General features: G+C 66.2%; 19 protein-coding genes and 1 pseudogene. 6 read left to right on the forward strand and 14 right to left on the reverse strand.

Annotation, left to right across the window (positions count from 1 at the left end; translation table 11 throughout):
- The first annotated feature begins 46 nt into the window (after positions 1 to 46).
- Positions 47 to 895: a LysR substrate-binding domain-containing protein gene (locus tag ABFO07_RS26850; protein ID WP_059564084.1), complete on the forward strand. Its 849-nt coding sequence runs from the start codon at positions 47 to 49 to the stop codon at positions 893 to 895.
- 158 nt (positions 896 to 1,053) lie between these two features.
- Here the strand turns inward: ABFO07_RS26850 and ABFO07_RS26855 are convergent, their stop codons facing one another.
- The 4 genes from ABFO07_RS26855 to ABFO07_RS26870 form a co-directional block, all read right to left on the reverse strand.
- Positions 1,054 to 2,094, reverse strand: coding sequence for an HAF repeat-containing protein (locus tag ABFO07_RS26855; RefSeq protein ID WP_230942316.1), 1,041 nt, complete (start codon positions 2,092 to 2,094; stop codon positions 1,054 to 1,056).
- A 95-nt stretch (positions 2,095 to 2,189) separates the two neighbouring features.
- Complete coding sequence (locus ABFO07_RS26860) at positions 2,190 to 2,978, reverse strand: YncE family protein (RefSeq protein WP_081073040.1); 789 nt, start codon at positions 2,976 to 2,978, stop codon at positions 2,190 to 2,192.
- 710 nt (positions 2,979 to 3,688) lie between these two features.
- Positions 3,689 to 4,024 carry an amidohydrolase family protein gene (locus tag ABFO07_RS26865; RefSeq protein ID WP_230942315.1) on the reverse strand — a complete coding sequence of 112 codons (336 nt, stop codon included), beginning with the start codon at positions 4,022 to 4,024 and terminating at the stop codon, positions 3,689 to 3,691.
- Positions 4,025 to 4,183: 159 nt separating this feature from the next.
- Positions 4,184 to 5,386: an amidohydrolase family protein gene (locus ABFO07_RS26870; protein ID WP_347468891.1), complete on the reverse strand. Its 1,203-nt coding sequence runs from the start codon at positions 5,384 to 5,386 to the stop codon at positions 4,184 to 4,186.
- 298 nt (positions 5,387 to 5,684) lie between these two features.
- Here ABFO07_RS26870 and ABFO07_RS26875 point away from each other — a divergent pair, with 298 nt between their 5' ends.
- From ABFO07_RS26875 to ABFO07_RS26885, 3 genes are all read left to right on the forward strand, one after another.
- Entirely contained in the window at positions 5,685 to 6,116 is a 432-nt protein-coding gene (locus ABFO07_RS26875) for a GNAT family N-acetyltransferase (protein WP_059985719.1), read from the forward strand.
- Positions 6,117 to 6,467: 351 nt separating this feature from the next.
- Entirely contained in the window at positions 6,468 to 6,590 is a 123-nt protein-coding gene (locus ABFO07_RS26880) for a hypothetical protein (RefSeq protein WP_017330456.1), read from the forward strand.
- Positions 6,591 to 6,648: 58 nt separating this feature from the next.
- Positions 6,649 to 7,602, forward strand: coding sequence for a hypothetical protein (locus tag ABFO07_RS26885; protein WP_059803603.1), 954 nt, complete (start codon positions 6,649 to 6,651; stop codon positions 7,600 to 7,602).
- Between the two features lie 30 nt (positions 7,603 to 7,632).
- Here ABFO07_RS26885 and ABFO07_RS26890 read toward each other — a convergent pair whose 3' ends face one another.
- From ABFO07_RS26890 to ABFO07_RS26920, 7 genes are all read right to left on the reverse strand, one after another.
- Positions 7,633 to 9,213, reverse strand: a complete 1,581-nt coding sequence (locus tag ABFO07_RS26890) for an aldehyde dehydrogenase (NADP(+)) (RefSeq protein WP_347469699.1) — start codon at positions 9,211 to 9,213, stop codon at positions 7,633 to 7,635.
- Positions 9,213 to 10,172 (reverse strand): amidohydrolase family protein, encoded by a 960-nt coding sequence (locus tag ABFO07_RS26895; protein ID WP_059886412.1) that lies wholly within the window; start codon positions 10,170 to 10,172, stop codon positions 9,213 to 9,215. The genes ABFO07_RS26890 and ABFO07_RS26895 overlap by 1 nt, the downstream gene beginning before the upstream one ends.
- 1 nt (position 10,173) lies before the next feature.
- Positions 10,174 to 11,121 carry a YncE family protein gene (locus ABFO07_RS26900; RefSeq protein WP_347468892.1) on the reverse strand — a complete coding sequence of 316 codons (948 nt, stop codon included), beginning with the start codon at positions 11,119 to 11,121 and terminating at the stop codon, positions 10,174 to 10,176.
- 73 nt (positions 11,122 to 11,194) lie between these two features.
- Positions 11,195 to 12,493: an MFS transporter gene (locus ABFO07_RS26905; RefSeq protein ID WP_124491510.1), complete on the reverse strand. Its 1,299-nt coding sequence runs from the start codon at positions 12,491 to 12,493 to the stop codon at positions 11,195 to 11,197.
- Between the two features lie 78 nt (positions 12,494 to 12,571).
- Complete coding sequence (locus ABFO07_RS26910; protein WP_060018707.1) at positions 12,572 to 13,489, reverse strand: dihydrodipicolinate synthase family protein; 918 nt, start codon at positions 13,487 to 13,489, stop codon at positions 12,572 to 12,574.
- A gap of 2 nt (positions 13,490 to 13,491) precedes the next feature.
- Positions 13,492 to 14,664 (reverse strand): L-rhamnonate dehydratase, encoded by a 1,173-nt coding sequence (locus ABFO07_RS26915; protein ID WP_059564092.1) that lies wholly within the window; start codon positions 14,662 to 14,664, stop codon positions 13,492 to 13,494.
- 48 nt (positions 14,665 to 14,712) lie between these two features.
- Positions 14,713 to 15,759, reverse strand: coding sequence for a 4-hydroxythreonine-4-phosphate dehydrogenase PdxA (locus ABFO07_RS26920; RefSeq protein ID WP_059564093.1), 1,047 nt, complete (start codon positions 15,757 to 15,759; stop codon positions 14,713 to 14,715).
- 178 nt (positions 15,760 to 15,937) lie between these two features.
- On the opposite strand from ABFO07_RS26920, the gene ABFO07_RS26925 reads away from it, so the two are divergent.
- On the forward strand, positions 15,938 to 16,870 hold the full coding sequence (locus ABFO07_RS26925) for a LysR family transcriptional regulator (protein WP_060272235.1): 933 nt from the start codon (positions 15,938 to 15,940) through the stop codon (positions 16,868 to 16,870).
- 71 nt (positions 16,871 to 16,941) lie between these two features.
- On the opposite strand, the gene ABFO07_RS26930 is transcribed toward ABFO07_RS26925, so the two are convergent.
- The 3 genes and pseudogenes from ABFO07_RS26930 to ABFO07_RS26940 form a co-directional block, all read right to left on the reverse strand.
- Positions 16,942 to 17,247 (reverse strand): hypothetical protein, encoded by a 306-nt coding sequence (locus ABFO07_RS26930; RefSeq protein WP_155651459.1) that lies wholly within the window; start codon positions 17,245 to 17,247, stop codon positions 16,942 to 16,944.
- Positions 17,248 to 17,307: 60 nt separating this feature from the next.
- Positions 17,308 to 17,433: pseudogene (locus ABFO07_RS26935) on the reverse strand (nucleotidyltransferase); the annotation flags it as partial.
- A 5-nt stretch (positions 17,434 to 17,438) separates the two neighbouring features.
- Positions 17,439 to 18,485: an AraC family transcriptional regulator gene (locus ABFO07_RS26940; RefSeq protein ID WP_059920622.1), complete on the reverse strand. Its 1,047-nt coding sequence runs from the start codon at positions 18,483 to 18,485 to the stop codon at positions 17,439 to 17,441.
- Between the two features lie 116 nt (positions 18,486 to 18,601).
- On the opposite strand from ABFO07_RS26940, the gene ABFO07_RS26945 reads away from it, so the two are divergent.
- On the forward strand, positions 18,602 to 19,654 hold the full coding sequence (locus ABFO07_RS26945) for an RNA-guided endonuclease InsQ/TnpB family protein (RefSeq protein WP_059994861.1): 1,053 nt from the start codon (positions 18,602 to 18,604) through the stop codon (positions 19,652 to 19,654).
- Positions 19,655 to 19,769 lie beyond the last annotated feature (115 nt).

Raw genomic sequence — 19,769 nt, forward strand, 5'->3', positions numbered from 1 at the left:
GTAAAACGAATTAAACTGAAGCGATTGCTCAGATTTTCTGAATAGAATGAAGAAGCTCGATCTGGACGTGCTCGAGATGCTCGTGGCGGTTGCCGATACGGGATCGTTCGTGCGTGGTGCGGAGTCCGTGCACCGGTCGTCGTCGGCGGTCAGCATGCAGGTCAAGGCGCTTGAAGAAGCGCTGGGAAAACCGCTTTTCGTACGAAGCACCCGCAACGTCACGATTACCGCGGAAGGCAAGACGCTCGTGGACTATGGCCGCCGCATGCTGGCGATGCGGGATGAAGCCTGGGCGTCGGTCGTGCGCCCCGAGATCAAGGGCCGCGTCACCATCGGCGTGCCCGACGACTACGCCGCGTCGCTGCTGCCTCAGGTGCTCGGAAAGTTCGCGGTTGCGCATCCGCGTGTCGAAATTCGGGTCATCGGCCTGCCCAGCAGCGCGCTCGTTCCCTTGCTCAAGGACAACACGCTGGACCTCGCCTGCATCACGAAAACCAGGGGCGTGGCGAGCGAATTCATCCGCTTCGAGCCGATGGTGTGGGCCGGGTCGCCCGCAAGAAAGGTGTGGAAGGAACGCCCGCTTCCGATCGCCGTCTTTGCCCATGGCAGCACGGCGCGCGCCAATGCCGTCAGCGCGCTTCAGCGAGAGAACATCAAATATCGGATGTCTTACGAAAGCCCGAGCCTGATGTGCCTGATCAGCATGGTGGAGGCCGGGCTCGCGATCGCCCCCCTCGCAAAGTGCAGCGTGCCGGGGCATCTCGTTCAGCTATCGCAGAACGAAGGGTTGCCGCCGCTGGATGAACTCGAAGTCGTCCTGGCCCGAAGCGCACGGTCCGGCCGGCCGCCCTGCGATTTTCTCGCGGAGCAGATTCTCGCGGAGATGAGCGCGTGAGCCGGTCGCGCGTTGACGCTCAGTAGTGACTGCGCCCCCACAGCGCCGCCGGCTCGTCGAGCAGATGCCGCAACCCGCTGCCGGGCGGTACAAAAATGGCCCGGCGCTTTTCATGGGGTAGTGCCACTTCGAGCCAGCACAAAGCAAGTATGGCGCCGTCAATGGGCTAGCGTCCAAACGACAGCGTGTCCTGCTCCACTTGCGGTGTATGCCACGCCGGACACCTTACCCTCGTTGTCAATGCTCGTTGCATAGCTGTTTCTGCCGCCAGGTAGGAGGCCGAGATCCATCATCACGCCGTGGTCATACAAAATTGCGTGGCTGTCACCATTCGACGTTTGCGAGTAGCCGACCACCTGGCCGCGCGCATTGATGCCGCTGGCGGAACTGTTGCTGCCACCAGGCAGTGTGCCGAGATCTGTCATCACTCCGTGGTCATACAAAAAGGCGTGGGTGTTACCACTCGCCGTTTGCGATTGGCCGACCACCTGGCCCTGCGCATTGATGCAGTTGGCGAAGCTGTTTCCGCCACCCGGCAAAGCGCCGAGATCTGTCATCACGCCATGGTCATATAAAAAGGCGTGATATTGTCCATTTGCGTTGGTTGCATAGCCAACCACCTGCCCCGGGTCGTTGATACCGATAGCGGCGCTGAAACTGCCACCGGGCAGGGTACCGAGTTCGTTCATCGCACCGTGGTCATACAAAAAAGCGCGCAAGTCGCTGTTTGCGGGATACGCATAGCCCGCGACTTGGCCGCGGTTGTTGATGGCCTTCCCAACGCTGACGCTGCCGCCCGGCAGCGTACCAAGGTCGGTCATGGCGCCGTTTTCATATAAAAAGGCATGTAAGTTCCCGCTCGCTGCAATTGCAAAGCCGGCCACTTGGCCGCGAGAATTGATACCGGCAGCGACGCTGTAGTTTCCGCCAGGAAGGGTACCAAGGTCGGCCATAGCGCCGTCGTGATACAAGAATGCGTGATATTGCTGGCTCGCGGTGAATGCATAGCCGACGACCTCATCGCGTCCGTTGATGCCGGTGCCGACACTGAAGGTACCACCGGGAAGGGTGCCAAGATCGGAAATCGTCGCAATCTGGCCGGCTGTCGCCTTGTCAGCGCCAAGCGCCAACAGAGCAGCCATGCTCATAACGAGACTCACGCCATAAATTTTTCTCAAGATCGTGAACGTGTATTTCATAACGAACTCCTAACAATTTGATTTCCGCTGCGAAACCTTAACGGCGGTCTTCACTGACTTGCATGACGTCCCGCGCCCCACGCGTTTCCTGTCAATCAAGGCTGGCAGGTTGGCGGTCCCATCATGTTGTTCACGCAGTGATTGCTTGCGCAGTCGGAATCGATCAAGCACCTTCGGGACAGCCCGCACTTCGGGCAAGCGGGGCCGCCGCAATCGATATCGGTCTCCTGCCCGTTCTGCATATTGTCAGTGCACGTCGGCGCGGGCGGCACAAATGGAGTGACGACATCGAACGGAATCTTCCCTACCCCAACCGTGGTCTTGACGGTATTGGTCGCCGTGGCAATGACCGACACCGAATTGTCGGCACCGTTTGTCACATAGACGCTCGTTCCGTCCGGCGAGACAGCAACTTTGTTGGGCTGGTTGCCGACTTGCACGGTGGCAATCACTTTCAGCGTGCCGGTGTCAATAACGGATACGGACTGAGCACGGGCGTTCGCTACGTAAGCACGTCCTCCGCCTGGCGTGAAGGCAATGCTCACCGGGCCCAAGCCCACCGGAATCGTGGCGACGACAGTATTGCTTGTCGTGTCGATGACGGACAAATTGTTCGAGATGCTGTTGGCAACATACACCCGCGTTCCATCCGGAAGGATGGCGATACTGACCGGGCCGGCGCCGACAGCGATCGTGGTCGCAACCACGTTGGTCGACTCGTCGATAACCGATATCGTATTCGAACGGGCATTGGCTACATAGGCATGTTGCTGTGCGACCGCTTCGCCGGCGGTCATGGCCATCGAGAGCAGCGTAAAGATGGCCAACATGCGATATATGGCTTGAAGGCAGATGCGTGCTCGCTCAACGAGGCAGGTAGACATGACGATTCTCCTTACCCCCGGCCAAGCTGAACAATCGAGGCGGAGAATGCCCTAACTGAATGGCAAACTGCGTGCCGCCTGTTCGGCCCGTACACATTCCGCACGAGCGCCTGAATGAATTGAGTTCATCGCGAATACCCGCGCGAGGTCGGGCATCACGACGCATTGATATCTAGACTAGATGAAAAATTTTGTCCCAGTGCCGATATCGAGTGCGGGTTTACACTTGCGCGCGTTTCGGCATTGATCAGGACATCGCCAATCGGGAGAGCCGCTTTTTGTGGTGCCTGCATAACTCCTCGCCCGTAGCGAATAGATGACATTTAGCCAACAGCGATTCTGACTGACGGCATCGATCGCGCGGCGACCGACCGTCGGGAATTCATTGGAAAAAAGAGCATGAATCCGCCAATACCGCTAGACGGCTGGTGGCTTAGCTCGGATGTATCACCTCGACGTAACTAACGATTCCCCGGCATCGTCAGCAACAGAGCTGCTGCCTTTGCCGTTCGCTATCCGAGTGAAGTTTCATTTCCAGACCTGCCGATTGTCGGACCCAATCTGAGATCGCATGTGGTATCGCCCACACCTTCGTACTCCGTTACGGAAATCCACGACGGACCAACATAAAGGGGCGCCGCACACGATTGCGCGACACCCCTTTTGCAGTTCTGCCGATCCGTCGCACCGACCCAGCGGCACGATGGGTTTCAATAATGACTGCGCCCCCACAGCGCCGCCGGCTCGTCGAGCAAATGCCGCAACCCGCTGCGCGCGAACGTCGCCTCCGCGACCTCCGTCACCTGCTCAAGCACTGCCTGCTCATCGACCGACAACACGCGCCGGTCCTCCATCAGCACCCGCCCGCCGACCATCGTCATGCACACATCGGCCGCATTCGCGAAGCACGTCATCCGATAGACAGGCATGTTCATCGGCATCACGTGCGGCCGAAACAGGTCGACCAGCATGATATCGGCAAGCTTGCCCGCTTCGAGCGAACCGACCTCGTGGTCGATTGACAGCGCCTTCGCGGCGTCGATCATCACCATCTCCAGCACCTTGCCGTGCGGCCGCACGTCCGGATCGCGGAATGCCGGCGGCGGTAGTGCGATCAGCACGTCGATCGCTTAGCGCAGCACCTTGGCAATCATGGCGTATTGCCCTGTTCCGGTTCGATGTAATGACGCGTCGCGCACGCACGCTCACGCGCCGATGAACGCGCCGTCGCGCGCGACGATCCGCCCGTTCGCGACGATGAGCCGGCGCACGAGCCGCGCGACGATCGCATGCGCGACCGTCTCGGCGTCGACGAGCACGAGATCGGCGCGTGCGCCGGCGCGCAGCCCGTAGTCCGCGAAACCGCAGCCGCGCGCGCCCGCATCCGTCACGCAGTCGAGCGCGATCGCCAGATCGTCGTCGCGACGCAGGTCGTAGCGCATGCCGATCAGCATCGCGCGTTCGAGCATGTCGGGCACGTTGTACGGCGACCAGGTATCGCGAATCCCGTCGTTGCCGCCGAACAGCGTGATGCCGCGCTCGCGGCACGCCTTCAGCGGCGGCACCGGGCACGACGCCGGCGCGGACGTCAGCAGCGCAACGTTCAGGCTGGCGATCCGGTCGAGCAGCGCGTCGCGTTCACGCTCGGGCAGCGCACCGAGACAGAACCCGTGGCTGACCACCACCTGCCCCTGCATCCCGTGCGCCGCGACGCGATCGAGCAGCAGGTTCAGCGTGAATGCGCCGACCTCGCCCGGTTCGTGCAGGTGAATGTCGATCGGCTTGCGGTGGCGCTCGGCGAGCGCGAACGTCGCATCCAGCGAGCCGGCCGGATCGCGGTCGATCAGCGCGGGATCGAGCGCGCCGAGCACGTCCGCGCCCGCGTCGAGCGCACGCGACAGCAGCTCGACGGTGCCCGGGCGAATCAGCATCCCCGACTGCGGGAACGCGACGATCTGCATGTCGAGCGCGTCGGCAAGCGTCTGGCGCGTCTGGAGCACGCCGTCGAGATAGCGCAGGCCGCCGTCGGTATCGATGTCGACGTGGGTACGCAGCCGCGTCGTGCCGGCCGCGACGAACGCGCGCGACAGCGCGAGCGACTGCGCGGCCGCGTCGTGCCCCGACGTCTTGCGCCATTCGCGCTCGTTGCCGATGCGGTCGGTGAGCGCGGGGCCGACTTCGTTGCGGTACCACGGGCGGCCCCAGTTGCTCTTGTCGATGTGCGTGTGCCCTTCGACGAAACCGGGCAGCAGCAGCACGCCGCGGCCGTCCTCGACCGTCGCGCCCGGCGCCGCCGTCACGCCGGGCCCGATGGCCGCGATCCGGCCGCCTTCGATCGACACGGCTGCCGCACTGCCGTCCGGCAGCCGGACGTCGGAAATCAGGAGGGAAGAAGAAGAAGTCGTCATGTGGATTCGGCCGTCGTCGAAAAACGGGCCGGCAGCCTGTGCTGCACGGCGGTGATCGCGATGAAAACCAGCGCGTTCGCGCGCAGCTGGATCAGCTGTATGGTATCCAGCCGCAATTGCACTCAGAAATGAAATGTTCAACTGAAGATCAGTGGGAAATCGAATGCCAGCCGATGGTTCGACCCTGCAAGAAAAACGAAAGCGCACACAAGTAACGGGGCCAGGGTGTCAAAATGGCCCATCGATGCACGTGCCCCAGCGGCGGCGCGCCCCAAACCCCATCGCCGATCCACGCCTCATGACCATCCGCACCCGTATCACCGAAGACAACCCCGTGCTGCTCGACATCTGGCACCGCGCCGTCAAGGCGACCCACGCGTTTCTCAGCGAGCAGGACATCGCCGGGCTCTACCCGCAGGTCCGCGATCTCTATCTGCCGAGCGTCACCATCTGGGTGGCCGAAACCGGCGACGGCCGCATCGCCGGTTTCATCGGCACGAACGACGCGCAAATCGAGATGCTGTTCGTCGATCCGGACCGGTTCGGCCAGCGCGTGGGCACGCGCCTGCTCGATCACGTGCGCGCGCAGCACCCGCACCCGACCGTCGACGTCAACGAGCAGAACCCGGGCGCGCATGCGTTCTATCGCCGCTACGGCTTCCGGGACATCGGCCGCTCGGAAACGGACGCGGCGGGCCGGCCGTTCCCGCTGATCCACATGAGCTATTGAACGGCGCCCGCGCACCGCAATTCGAAACGATTCGCGCAATTACGACCAATATCGTCAAATTTAAATAAGTTCAATAAATTGACAATGTTCGCTAATTCATAAAAATTCGCGCGACCAAAATCTAATTATTCGATTTCCATCGGCGCAACGAAGCCCGAAAAACTCAACAAATCCGGCTGTTTAGTGGATACAAGGTAAAAACGATCCACCTGATTGCGCTCGCTAAAGTCGTCAATTAATATCCAATCCACTTGAAAGGCATCGACCGATTAATGCCGGACAAGCAGCGGTGGACAACCCGCCGCGTTTTCATGTTGAAAATCTCGTGTTCACCCAACCAGGAGAATTGACATGCAGGAAAATCAGCAAATCGACTTGCTCGAGTGGATGAAGGAAGACACGCATCCGCAGGCCGTCGACATGATGGTCGAGGACGCCGTGGTGCCGTTCGGCACCGCACTCTGGCCGGTCTGAGCGGGCCATTCGACCAGGCGGAAGGGCATCGCCCCTTCCGCCGCTTCCGGAGACACGCATGCTGAACCTGCACCGCGCGCTCGGCTGTCATCCCGCGCTGCGCGACAAGCTCTCACGCGCGGACCAGGCCAAGCTGCTGGTCGGCTACGACGCGCGCAACCGCGACACCGCGCTGCGCGCGTTTTCGACGCTGCCCGAAACGCTCGCCGCCACCACCGTCTGCCTCGACACCACGCCGCCCGACGAGATCGTCGCGGCGATCGGCGAGGCCGACCTGTTCGTGCTGCTGTACGACTCGTCGACGCTGCCCACGCCGTCGCCGAGCGGCCCGCCGTTCCTCGCGGCGATCCGGCCGGCGATCGTCGAGCACTGGGGCAAGTCGGTGCTGTTCAAGGACTACGGCCCGCATCTCGACGAGGCGTTCGCGGAATCGCTCGACGACATCGCCGAGCGCAACGGCCGGCTGATCGACGCCGCGGCGCGCGCGTCGCACATTCACTTCATCGACGAGGCCGGCAACCGGCTCACGGGCTCGCTCGCGCCCGACCAGAAATGGACCAGCGTGGACGGCCTGGGCAACCTCGACGTCGTGCCCGGCGAGATCGCGACGCACGTCACCGACCTGCGCGGCTCGATCGTGTTCAGCGGCACGTTCCTCGGCACGGTGCCGTTCGCGGTCAAGTACAAGGTGGCCGAGCGGCTCGCGACGCTGCACGTCGAGGACAGCACGATCGTCGGCTTCGACAGCGACGATGCGGACTTCCGGCGCGATTTCGCGTCGTACCTCGAGCGGCACGCGAACCATCGCACGATCGAGGAATTCGGCATCGGCACCAATCTCGGCATCCGGCGCCTGTATGGCCGCAACGCAGGCTTCGAGGAACGGCATCCGGGCCTGCACCTCGGCCTCGGCGGCGGCGCGCAAGGCAGCCATCATCTGGACCTGATCTTCGCGCGCGGCACGCTGGCGCTGGACGACAGGATCGTGTTCGACGGCGCATTCGCCGTGTGACGCCGTTCGCGGCGCGTCACGACACAGTCCTCAATCCTTCGCGAACTGCCCGTCCCGCAGCCGCCACACGCCGAGCGGATTGCCATCCTGCAACGCCGGCGGCAGCAGTTCCGCCGGCAGCGCCTGATAGCACACCGGCCGCAGGAAGCGCTCGATCGCGAGCGTGCCGACCGACGTCGTGCGCGAATCCGACGTGGCCGGGAACGGCCCGCCGTGCACCATCGCATGCGCAACCTCGACGCCGGTCGGATAGCCGTTCGCGAGAATCCGCCCCGCCTTGCGTTCGAGCGTCGGCAGCAGGCGGCGCGCGAGCGCGTAGTCGTCCGGCTCGATCTGCAGCGTCGCGGTCAACTGCCCTTCGACATGCTCGGCGAGATCGATCATCTCGTCGATATCGCGGCACGTGACGACCAGCGACGTCGGCCCGAAGATCTCGTCCTCGAGCTGCGGGTTCGCGACGAACGCGGGCTGCGTCGTCGCGAACAGCGCGGGCAGCGCCGCCGACAGCGCGCCGCTCGTCGCGCCCTGCGCGAGCGTGCGCACGCCGTCCGCCGCCGCGCGCTGCGACACGCCGCGCGCGTACGCCTGCGCGATGCCGTCCGTCAGCATCGTCTGCGCGCCCTTCTGCCCGAGCGCCTGCGCGGCCGCGTCGATGAACGCCTGCGTGTGCGGCCCGTCGAGCACGACCACGAGCCCCGGGTTCGTGCAGAACTGGCCGACGCCGAGCGTCAGCGATTCGACGAAGCCGCGCGCGATCTCGCCGCCACGCGCCGCGAGCGCGCCGGGCAGCACGAAGCACGGATTGATGCTGCTCATCTCCGCATACACGGGAATCGGCTCGCGCCGCCGCGCGGCGATGTTCATCAACGCAAGCCCGCCGCCGCGCGAGCCGGTGAAGCCCACCGCCTTGATCGCCGGATGCGCGACGAGCGCCTCGCCGATCGCATTGCCCGCGCCGAGCACGAGCGAGAACGTGCCCTCCGGCAAGCCGCAGGCGGCGACCGCGCGCTGGATCGCGCGCCCCACCAGCTCCGACGTGCCGAGATGCGCGGGATGCGCCTTCGCGACCACCGGGCAGCCGGCCGCGAACGCCGACGCCGTGTCGCCGCCCGCGACCGAGAACGCGAGCGGGAAGTTGCTCGCGCCGAACACCGCGACCGGCCCGACCGGAATCTTCTGCAGGCGCAAGTCCGGGCGCGGCAGCGGCTGGCGTTCGGGCTGCGCGGCATCGAGCGTCGCGCCGAGCCAGCGGCCGTCGCGCACCAGCGCCGCGAACAGCCGCAGCTGGCCGACCGTGCGCGCCCGCTCGCCTTCGAGCCGCGCGGCCGGCAGCGCCGATTCCTGGTGCGCGCGCGCGATCAGCGTGTCGCCGAGCGCGACGAGTTCGTCCGCGATCGTGTCGAGAAAACGCGCGCGCACGTCGAGCGGCGCCGCGCGCAACGGATCGAACGCGGCCGCCGCGAGCGTGCATGCGCGGTCCGCGTCGGCCGCATCGCCCGCGCCGAATTCGGGTTCCAGTTCGACGCCGCGCGCGGGATCGGACGCGCGCAGCGCCCCTGCCGTGCCGCGCACCGATGCGCGGCCGATCAACATGTCTCCGGAAATCTGCATCATCCACCTGCCTGCTTGTGCGGTTCGTTCAGGTCGATCCGGTAGACCCGGATCGCGTTGTCATGCCAGATTGCTCGACGTGCGCCGTCATCGAGGTCCGCCAGCGCGGCGGCAAAGGTGCGCAGCAACGCGGGATACGTGACCCGCAGCCCCGCCACCGGGAAATTGCTCGCGAACAGGCAGCGTTCCCAGCCGAAGATCGCGATCGCCTCGCGGATGATCCGCCGGTTCTCCGCGTCGTTCCATGCGGCGTCGCGCAGCCCGAACTCGGACAGCTTCACCGACACGCGCGGCAGCGCGGCGAGCGCCGCCATGCCGCGCCGCCAGCGCGCGAGCCCGGCCGCCGAGCGGTCCCACGGCAGCCCCGCGTGTTCGAGCACCACGTCGACGGCCGGCGCACGCGCGAGCAGCGCGGCCGCTTCGTCGAGATGCCAGAACGGCACCCGAAGATCCCAGCCGAGGCCATGCGCGGCGAGCCGTTCGAGCGCGGCGGGCCAGCGCGCGTCGCGCAGCGTGCCGGGGCCGTCCACGGTCGCGTCGGGCGCCGGCGCGATGCGCGGCTTGAAGCGCACGCCGCGCACCAGCGGCCACGCGGCCTGCCCGGCGAGCCGCTCGTCGGCGTCGCCGGCGAGCAGGTCGACCCATGCGACGACCGCCGACGGCAGCCCGTGCGCGGCCGCGACGTGATGCAGCCAGCGCGTTTCCGCGAGCGCCTCGTCGTGCGCGCGCTCCGCCTCGACGTGCACGCTCGCGACGAGCGGCGCGCCGTGTGCCGCCCGCCGGTAGTCGTCCACGTCGAAATCGCGGCACAGCGCCGCGTAGTCGCCGAGGATGAAGCGCGCCGGGTCGTAGCGCTCCTGCAGCCACGGGTAGTGCGCGCCGTCGCCGAGCCGCCACAGATGATGATGCGCGTCGACGAGCGCCGCCGGCAGCGCGACGGGCGAAGGCTCCCCGCGCATGTCAGCGCGCGCCGGCGAGCACGAACGACGCGTCCGGCTCGCGCAGCGTCGGCAGTGCGCTGACGAAGCGCCACGCATCGAGATCGAGCTCGCGCACGTAGTCGTCCTGGAACGACACGTAGGCCGCTCGCCGCGCCGGATGGAACGACAGCGCGGTCGGGTTCGCGGGCAGCGCGACGCGCTCGATCTCCTCGAGCTGCTGCGCGTCGAACACCGAGATCGAGCGCTCGCCCGAATTGGTCAGCAGCAGCAGGTCGCGGCCGTCCGGCGCGCTCGTGCGATAGATGCGGTTCGGGTCGTGGCGCGTTTTCACGCGGCGGCCGCAGGCCATCGTGTCGGTGTCGATCGCCACCAGCGTGTCGTCGCCGCGGTTCGCGACGAACAGCGTGCGCTCGTCGCTCGACAGCGCGTTGCCTTCCGGGCGCGGCCCCGGCATCACCGCGCGCGGCGCGACCGTCGCGTCGCGCGGATGGAACTGCGTGACCGTGTTCGACAGCAGGTGCACGCCGTATGCGCGGCTCGCGTCGCGCGTGAGCGTCACGAGGTGCGTCTTCACGCCGCCGGACGGCACCGCGAGGTTCGGCACCGCCTGCTCGGTCGGCCGGTCGAACACGAGCAGCATGTCGTGCGCCTCGCTCATCGCATAGAGGCGCCCTTCGCGGTCGCTCGCCATGCCGTGCGGCCGGTAGTACGGCCACAGGTCGAGCATGCGCGTGTGGGTGCGCTCGGCGAGGTCGATCTCGGCGATCCGGTGGTCGCCTTCGTGGCCGCGCGACCACGCGGTCTCGATCCCGAAGATGCCGACGTAGGCGAAGCGATTGCTCGCGTCGACGGTGAATTCATGCGGGAAGTTCGGCAGCACGATGTGCTTGAGCGCCGTCTTCGTGTCGAGGTCGTAGAAGCTGAAGGTATGGGCGCACTTCTGCACCAGCAGCAGGATGTCGTTCATGTCGTGTCTCCGTACTTCGATCATGCCGCCGCGGCGCGCGGGCCGCGGCGAATTCGTGCGTTCCCGCGCCGGTTCACACCTCGCAGCGCTTCGGCAGCGTGAAGGTCAGCAGCCCGGCCACCGCGAGCGCGCCCGCGAGGCTGTACACGCCGGCCGCCGCGCTCACGTGCTGGGTCAGCACGCCCACCGCATACGGGCCGCAGAACCCGCCGAGGTTGCCGAGCGCGTTGATCAGCCCGCGCGCGCTGCCTGCCGTCTCGACGCTGCACAGCTTCGGCGGGATCGCCCAGAACACGCCGGCCGCCGCCTGCAGGAAGAAGCCGCAGCCGATCAGGAACGCATACGACACCCACGTCGCCGACTGGAACCGCACCGACAGGAACAGGCACGCGGCGAAGCCGAGCAGCGGCAGCACGATGAACAGGCGCCGCCTGCCGGTCTTGTCCGACAAATACGACGTCACGCTCATCCCGAGCATCGTGCCGATGTACGGCAGGATCGCCAGCATCCCGACCTGCGCCATCCCGCCATGGGTGAGGTTTTTCAGGAGCGTCGGCAACCACAGCGTATAGCCGTAGATGCCGACCTGGTAGCAGAAATTGATCGCGACGAGCCGCCAGACCGTCTCGTCGCGCAGCAGCGCACGGAACGACGTCGCGGTGTGCTGCGCGTTGCCGCGTGCGGCTTCGCGCTCCGCGCGCAGCGCGTCGACGAGGTAGGCCTTTTCGCGCGGCGACAGCCAGCGCGCGGTTTCCGGGCGATCGTCGGCGAACGGCAGCCAGATCGCGAGGAACGCGAGCGACAGCAGCCCCGCGCCGTAGAACAGGTGGCGCCAGTCGTACGCGGCGAGGATGAAGCCGGACAGCGGCGCGGTGATGATCCCCGCGAGCGGCACGAACATGATCACCATCGCGTTCGCGCGGCCGCGCTCGCGGTCGGGAAACCAGTTGCTGACCATCGTCAGCACGACGGGCAGCATCCCGCCTTCGGCCACGCCGAGCAGGAAGCGCAGCGTCAGCAACTGCCACGCTTCGGTGACGAGCCCCGTCAGCGCCGACAGCACGGCCCAGCTCACCAGCGACCACGCGATGAACTTCTTGCCGCCGCCGAGCGCCGCGAGCCGCCCGCCCGGAATCTGCAGGAACAGGTAGCCGAAGAAGAAGATGCCGCCCGCGAGGCCGGCCATGCTCGCGCCGATGCCGAGCTCGGCGTTCATCCCGCCCGGCATCGCGAAGGCGATGTTCACGCGGTCCATGTACGACACGATGCAGGCCATCAGCAGCGGCGGGATCACGCGCAGCCAGCGGCGGCGCGGAATGGGGGTGGCGGCGTCGGCATCGTAGGCCGGGCTCGCGTGGTTCAGGGTGGTCATGGTGTCTCCAATCGTTTTCGGCTTTGTCGGTATGCATGCGGCCTTCTGGCGGGCCGTTCGGTGTGGTGGTCAGTGCGCCTAGCGCCCCCAGCGCAGCACGAGCGGATCGAGCCGCCGCGCCGCGTCGAGCAGCCCCGCGCGCGTATCCGGATGCAGGTCGGGCCACGGCGCGCGCGGCCGGTCGCACGCGATCACGCCGCCCGCCTTCATCAGCGCCTTCGCCGCGAGGAAGCCGGCCTGCCGGTTCTCGTAGTTGATCAGCGGCAGCCAGCGCGCGTACTGTTCGCACGCTTCATCGCGGCGGCCCGCGAAATACGCGTCGGTGATCGTGCGGATGCCGTCCGGATAGCCGCCGCCCGTCATCGCGCCTGTCGCGCCCGCATCGAGATCGGCGAGCAGCGTGATGCCCTCCTCGCCGTCCCACGGCCCTTCGATCGCATCGCCGCCCGCGCGGATCAGCTCGCGCAGCTTCGCGGCCGCGCCGGGCGTCTCGATCTTGAAGTACGACACCGCGTCGATCTCGCGCGCGAGCCGCGCGAGGCAGTCGACCGACAGCGGCGTGCCGCTCGCGGGCGCGTCCTGGATCATCAGCGGGATGTCGAGCCCGTCGCTCGCTTGATGGAAGAACGCGTGAATCGACGCCTCCGGCACGCGGAACGTCGCGCCGTGATACGGCGGCATCACCATCACCATCGCCGCGCCCATGGCCTGCGCGCGCCGGTTGCGCGCCGCGCAGATCCGCGCGCTGAAATGCGACGTCGTGACGATCACCGGCACGCGGCCGGCGACGTGCTCGAGCACCGTGCGGGTCAGCAGGTCGCGTTCGTCGTCGCCGAGCGCAAACTGCTCCGAGTAGTTCGCGAGGATGCAGATGCCGTGCGAGCCGGCATCGATCATGAAGTCGATCGCGCGGCGCTGGCCGTCGAGATCGAGCGCGCCGTCGTCGGTGAAGATCGTCGGCGCCACCGGAAAGACGCCCTGGTAACGTGCGCGCATGGTCACTCCACGATGTCGAACTGGTCGAGGAATTCGGTCTTCAGCGTAAGGCCGAGCCCGGGCACGTCGTCGCGCAGCTGCAGGAAGCCGTTCTCGGCCACCGGCTCGCCGTCGAAGATGTAATAGAACAGCTCGTTGCCGACCTCGACGTCGAACATCGGGAAGTACTCGCTCATCGGCGACGCGAGCGTGCTCATCGTCAGGTGGTAGTTGTGCATCTGGCCCGCATGCGGGATCACCGGCACGCTGTACGCCTCGCACAGCGCGTTGATCTTGTGCGCCATCGTGATGCCGCCCACGCGGTTCGTGTCGTACTGCACGACCGACACGGCCTTGCGGTCCAGCAGCTGCTTGAAGCCGTACAGCGAGAACTCGTGCTCGCCGCCGGAGATCGGGATGCTCGTGAGCCGGTTCAGCTCCGCGTAGCCGTCGAGGTCGTCGGCGATCACCGGTTCTTCCAGCCAGCGCGGCTGGTATTTCTCGAGCTTCGGCAGGATGCGCTTCGCATACTCGAGGTTCCAGCCCATGTAGCATTCGAGCATCAGGTCGTTGTCATAGCCGATCACCTCGCGGATCGCCGCCACCGATTTCAGGTTCTCGGCCACGCCCTGCTGCCCGTGCGCGGGCCCGTAGCCGAAGCGCATCTTGAACGCGCGGAAGCCTTCGTCGAGATAGCGCTGCGCTTCCGCCTGCATCTCGCGCAGATCGGTGCGGTACAGCTTCGAGTAGTAGCAGGGAATCTTTTCCTTCGTGCGGCCGCCGAGCAGCTTGAACACGGGCTTGCCGACGCTCTTGCCGAGGATGTCCCAGATCGCGATGTCGACCGCCGAGATCGCCGCCATGCCGATGCCCTTGCGGCCCCATGCGTGGGTCGCGCGATACATCCGCTGGTTCAGGTATTCGTAGTCCCAAGGGTCCTGGCCGATCACGAGCGGCGCGAGGTACTGGTCGACGATCGCCTTCGCGACGTGCGGCGCGAGCGCGACGTTGCCGAGCCCGACGATGCCGTCGTCGGTCTCCACTTCGACCACCGTCCACGCGTGGAAGCGGAACGTGCTCATCGTCTCCTGCGGCGCATACAGCAGGTCCATCGCGTTCGAGCAGAAGTTGCCCTGCGGCGGCACCGTCTTGCCTTTCCATTGGTACACGCGTGCGCGTACGGCCTTGATCTTCATGGGGTTGTCTCCGGGTGTTCGGTTCTGAATGGGGGTGGCGGATGGCCGTCACGCGGACGTGGTCTGCCGGCGGTGCGCGGCGCCCATCCGGCACGCGATCTGCAGCGCCTGCCAGGTCGCGCCGACGTCGGCCGTGCCGCGCCCCGCGATGTCGTACGCGGTGCCGTGCGCGGGCGTCGTGATCGGCACCGGCAGGCCGCCCTGCACGGTCACGCCGCGCGAGAAGCCGAGCAGCTTGATCGCGATCTGCCCCTGGTCGTGATACATCGTGACGATCGCCTGGTAGTCGCCGGCCTGCGCCTTCAGGAAGATCGTGTCGGCCGGGAACGGGCCGTGGAACGGCGCGTCGGTCGGCCAGTCGCGCGCCTGCAGCGCGCGCACCGCCGGTTCGATCACGTCGATCTCCTCGCGGCCGCAGCTGCCGCCGTCGCCGCCGTGCGGGTTGAACGCGGCGATCGCGACCTTCGGCGCCGCGACGCCGTTCGCAAGCAGCGCGCGGTAAATCAGTTCGGAGGCCTGTTCGATCCGCTCGACGGACAGGTAGCGGGCCGCGTCCTTCAGCGGAATGTGCGACGAGATGCGCGCGGTCCACAGTTCGCCGAGCGTGTTGAATTCGCAGAAGTAGCCGGTCACGCCGAGGTATTCGGCGAAGTGGTGCAGCTCGTCCTCGTGCCGCAGGCCGCCGAGCTTCATCGCGTGCTTGTTGAGCGGCGCGAAGCAGATCGCGTCGACGTCGCCGGCGCGCGCGGCGTCCATGCAGCGGTTCAGCACGTCGAGCACCGAGCGGCCGCCGGCGGCGCCGGCCCGGCTTGCCGTGACCTGCGCCGGATCGACGGTATCGACCGCGACGAAGGCCGGCCGCGCGCATGACGGCCGCTCGCGCACGGCGGCGAGCGACGCCACCGGTTCCAGCTCGACCCGCACGCCCGCGACGCGCTGCCCGGCTTCCCACAGCCAGCGGTCGCCGATCAGCACCAGATTGGCGCGCGACGTGGCGTCGGGGCGCGCGAGCAGCTTCGCGATCAGCTCGGGGCCGATGCCGGCCGGGTCGCCGAGCGTCAGCGCGACGACGGGCAATGCCGGGGCGGCCGTCATGCGCGGGCTCCGGCGCGGGCCGGGCCGCGGGCGGGGGTGGCCGAATTCGTCTGCATGGTCGTCTCCTGTGCTGTCTGGCCGGAAAGCGGCCGTTCGTCATGTGGGGTTCATGCTAGGTAGACGGAACGCACCGGTAAATTGAAAACTCTTGATGAATTGATAACCTGAGGTAATCAGATTGGGTTCGATCGACCGGAAGGACTCGACGCCGCAGTTGCTGAACCGGCTGCGGATGCGCCAGGTCGCGCTGCTGCTGGCGGTGGAGGAATGCTCGACGCTGCGCGCTGCCGCCGACCGGCTCGGCCTCACGCAGCCGGCCGCGACCAAGATGCTGCGCGAGCTCGAGGACGCGCTCGGCCAGCCGCTGTTCGAGCGCGTCGGGCGCGGGCTGGTGCTGAACCCGGCCGGCGAGCGGGTGCTCGGCTACTTTCGCGGGATACGCGGCAGCATGGAAGCGCTGAACCGCGAGCTGGCCGAGCTGCAGCTCGGCAGCGCGGGGCGGCTCGCGATCGGCAGCATCATGGCGGCCGCGCCCGGGCGGCTCACCGAGGCGCTCGTGCAGCTGAAGGCGCGCTTTCCGCTGCTCGCGATCGACATCGCGGTCGATACGAGCGACAAGCTGATGCCGCAGCTGCAGGAAGGCGTGCTCGAAGTGGTGATCGGGCGCGATGTCGGCGCGGATTGCGAATTCCGCGCGGTGGACGACGAGGCGCTCGCGATCGTCGCGGGCCGCGACCATCCGCTGGTCGGCCGGGAGCGCGTCGAATTCGCGGCGCTGCTCGACTATCCGTGGATCCTGCAGCCGGCCGGCAGCCCCGCGCGCGAAGTGGTCGAGCGCGAGTTCCGGATGCATCACCAGCCGATGCCGCGCGGGCTGATCGAGACGGGCTCGATCCTCACGACGATGAACCTCGTCGACCGCTCACGGATGCTCGGCGTGATTCCGCAGACGGTCGCCGCGCTCAATGCCGCGCACGGGATGGTCGCGATCGTCGATTACACGCTTGGGCAGAAGCTGCCGTCGTATGGGAGCCTCGTGCGGCGGGATCGGCCGCTGTCGGTGCCGGCGCAGCAGTTTCTCGCGCTGTTTCATCGGGAGGCGGGGGGGTGAAGAGGCGCGCGATGCGCGTCTCTGACGGACGAAACTCAAAAGACTTTGCGTCCTCGTTTCGTGCCGTTACGTCAACGTTCAGCCGGCCGGTGCATCGACAGGCGCTTCCTTGACTTCCCTATCCAATGCCCTGACGGCGAGTTCTCCGACCCAGTCGGCATCGGCAGGATCGACGACGCCATATCGGTCCGGCGGGAAAAAATGATCGTGGTGAGCCACCGCGGCCAGACGCTGACGTTCAGCGTGAGGCAGCAGATGGCAGTGAGTGTCGATGGCGCTGCCGGCTGTTCCTCATCGCTCATCGCCGCGACTTCCCTCGCGGCAACTTCGTCGCTCGGGGTGTGGAATCTCTCGTAAATTTGCTCGAGGTTAGACATGCGAGTGGGCGTTTGGAGAAAGGAGCGATAACGTAGGGGGCCTCAAGAGACTGATTCTTGGTCGCTTTCATCGGTGTCGTCGCCATGCAGGACAGACCCGAACACGCGCGCATTCGACGCGCGATTGGCTTCGATGATCCTGCGAATTTCGACACGGTGCGCGTTCAATGCAATGGACGGCCTCACAAGTCTCACCCGCCGTCCACGCCGCGCCGCACCCCACTCCGAAACGCCCCCGGCGCCACCCCATACCACCGCTTGAACGCCTGCGAGAAACTCGATAAGTCGCTGAACCCGAGCCGCTCCGCCACGTCGGTCAGCGTCAGCCGCTCGTCGCCGAGCAGCGCCTCGGCCATCGCGCCGCGCGACTCGGCAAGCAGCGCGCGGAACGTCGTACCCTCTTCCTGCAGCCGCCGCTTCAGCGTGCGTGCACTCGTGTTCATCAGCCGCGCCATGTCCTCGAGCGAAAACGGCAGCGTGCCCGGCGTCGCGCTCAGGTAGTGGCGGATCAGCGCCGTGGCACCAACGCGCGCACGCCGCGCTTCCAGCAACTGGTTGCACATCTGCTCGCACATCGACACCGTGATCGGGTTCGCATGCGGTAGCGCCCGGTCGAGATACGCGCGCTCGAACACCAGGCTGTTCGAACGCGCGCCGAACACGGGCTCGACGTCGCCGATCCGCGGCACTAGCGCGATCGCACCGCGTGCGCCCGTCACGCGGTCGGCCTGCAACGAGAAGCGCAACAGCGCGAAATCCGCGCCCCCGATCTCCTGCAGCAGCACCACCGCCGCCGTCATGTCGCGCTCGACGCAAAACCGGCTCAACGCGTCCGGCAGCTCCGGCGCGCCGAAGTTCAGCACGCAGCTTTCGTCGTCCTCCCGATATGTGATGATGGTGAACGCATAGGTAAGCGGCAGGAAACGCAGTGCTAGCGCGAGCGCATCGCGCGCGGTGGCGCTCGCGATTAACCCGTAGCCCCACACGCCGTACGCCGAGAAGTGATAGCGCTGGCCGACCTCGAAGCCGAGGCCTTGCGGATGCCCGAGCAGCCGCAGCAGGTTGCCGGTCAGCCGCAGTTCCTGGTCCGCCGTGACCTCCGCGTTCGGGTCGTCGAGCTGTGCGGCCGACAGGCCCGTGCCGGCCAGCAGCTTCGCCTGCGGCACGCCTCGCTCGCCGCCGAAATCGACCAGCAGCCGCGCGCCGGCCGGACTCCGGGTGAAATCCTGGAAGCTCATCAGTAACTCCGAGAAACCCCGCCATTTCCACCAAGGGGACTTCCTTCGGGGCGTATGGCGGTAAGGAAAGGAGCGCGCTTGACAGGCAGCTTCTTCCACGGGTTAGGATGGCCGGCATGATCCTTGTCTACCGCTACCGGGTGAAGTCGCTCAACGGACTGCTTAGCAAGCAGAGCCGTGCGGTGAACTACGTCTGGAACTTCTGCAACGACACGCAGAAGCAGGCGCTCAAGTGGAACAAGAAATGGCCGACGGGGTTCGATCTGAATGTGTTGACGACCGGCAGCAGCAAGGAACTCGGCATCCACTCCGGCACGATCAACGCGACGTGCGAGCAATACGCGAAATCGCGCAGCCAGCACCGACGCCCTTACCTGCGCTATCGCGGCAGAAAATCGTTGGGCTGGGTGCCACTGAAAGGCCGCGACCTGAAACGCGAGGGCGATGCGTTTCGCTTTGCCGGAAACACCTTCCGCGTGTTCAGCAGCCGCCCGCTTCCCGAAGGCAAGATCAAGGACGGAACCAGCTTTGCGCAGGACGCGCGCGGCAACTGGTTCCTGAACATCGCAATCGAGATGCCCGATGTTCCGGCGCGCCCGATCCGCTCCGGTGTTGGCATCGATCTTGGTCTGAAAGACTTCGCCACACTTTCGACGGGCGAGAAACTTCCGAACGACCAGTTTGGCCGACGAGCGGCAGACAAGCTCGCGAAAGCTCAGCGAGCGCGAAAGCACAAACGACATATCGCGAAGCTGTACGCAAAGGTCGCAAATGCTCGCGCCAATTTCCAGCACAAGCTCGCACTCGATCTGGTGCGGCGCTTCGATTACATCGCGGTCGGCAACGTGTCGGCCGCCAAACTCGCCAGAACCAGGATGGCGAAGAGCGTCTATGACGCAGCCTGGTCGTCCTTCCGGGACAAGCTCCGTTACAAAGCGATCGCGCACGGCGCCACGTTCGAAGAAGTGGACGAAAGCGGTTCTACCCAGTCCTGTTCGGCGTGCGGGTCGAAAGACAGCACGACGCGGCCGAAAGGTATCGCAGGGCTGCGAATAAGAGAGTGGACATGCAGTGGATGTGGTGTCGTGCATGATCGTGATACCAACGCTGCGTTGAACATTCTCCGATGCGGACGTGCATCGCCAGGTGTGGGAATCGCCCGCCTTTAGGCGGGTGAGGACGTCAAGCGGAGATACCCTCGAAGCGCCGATTTGGCCCAAATACTAAAACAATTGTCCCGTCGCAGCATTGGTGTTTTCCCACGCGGCACGCACCATCGGCGTC

The organism is Burkholderia stagnalis (genome assembly GCF_039848545.1).
Taxonomy (GTDB): Bacteria; Pseudomonadota; Gammaproteobacteria; order Burkholderiales; family Burkholderiaceae; genus Burkholderia; species Burkholderia stagnalis.

Coding starts and splice junctions, on each gene's coding strand:
- ABFO07_RS26920 (WP_059564093.1), bottom strand. CDS start 15,759: ATGACGGCCGCCCCGGCATTGCCCGTCGTCGCGCTGACGCTCGGCGAC.
- ABFO07_RS26890 (WP_347469699.1), bottom strand. CDS start 9,213: ATGCAGATTTCCGGAGACATGTTGATCGGCCGCGCATCGGTGCGCGGC.
- ABFO07_RS26850 (WP_059564084.1), top strand. CDS start 47: ATGAAGAAGCTCGATCTGGACGTGCTCGAGATGCTCGTGGCGGTTGCC.
- ABFO07_RS26870 (WP_347468891.1), bottom strand. CDS start 5,386: ATGACGACTTCTTCTTCTTCCCTCCTGATTTCCGACGTCCGGCTGCCG.
- ABFO07_RS26945 (WP_059994861.1), top strand. CDS start 18,602: ATGATCCTTGTCTACCGCTACCGGGTGAAGTCGCTCAACGGACTGCTT.
- ABFO07_RS26900 (WP_347468892.1), bottom strand. CDS start 11,121: ATGAACGACATCCTGCTGCTGGTGCAGAAGTGCGCCCATACCTTCAGC.
- ABFO07_RS26915 (WP_059564092.1), bottom strand. CDS start 14,664: ATGAAGATCAAGGCCGTACGCGCACGCGTGTACCAATGGAAAGGCAAG.
- ABFO07_RS26855 (WP_230942316.1), bottom strand. CDS start 2,094: ATGAAATACACGTTCACGATCTTGAGAAAAATTTATGGCGTGAGTCTC.
- ABFO07_RS26880 (WP_017330456.1), top strand. CDS start 6,468: ATGCAGGAAAATCAGCAAATCGACTTGCTCGAGTGGATGAAGGAAGAC.
- ABFO07_RS26885 (WP_059803603.1), top strand. CDS start 6,649: ATGCTGAACCTGCACCGCGCGCTCGGCTGTCATCCCGCGCTGCGCGAC.
- ABFO07_RS26875 (WP_059985719.1), top strand. CDS start 5,685: ATGACCATCCGCACCCGTATCACCGAAGACAACCCCGTGCTGCTCGAC.
- ABFO07_RS26930 (WP_155651459.1), bottom strand. CDS start 17,247: ATGTCTAACCTCGAGCAAATTTACGAGAGATTCCACACCCCGAGCGAC.
- ABFO07_RS26905 (WP_124491510.1), bottom strand. CDS start 12,493: ATGACCACCCTGAACCACGCGAGCCCGGCCTACGATGCCGACGCCGCC.
- ABFO07_RS26940 (WP_059920622.1), bottom strand. CDS start 18,485: ATGAGCTTCCAGGATTTCACCCGGAGTCCGGCCGGCGCGCGGCTGCTG.
- ABFO07_RS26865 (WP_230942315.1), bottom strand. CDS start 4,024: ATGATCGACGCCGCGAAGGCGCTGTCAATCGACCACGAGGTCGGTTCG.
- ABFO07_RS26860 (WP_081073040.1), bottom strand. CDS start 2,978: ATGTCTACCTGCCTCGTTGAGCGAGCACGCATCTGCCTTCAAGCCATA.
- ABFO07_RS26910 (WP_060018707.1), bottom strand. CDS start 13,489: ATGCGCGCACGTTACCAGGGCGTCTTTCCGGTGGCGCCGACGATCTTC.
- ABFO07_RS26895 (WP_059886412.1), bottom strand. CDS start 10,172: ATGCGCGGGGAGCCTTCGCCCGTCGCGCTGCCGGCGGCGCTCGTCGAC.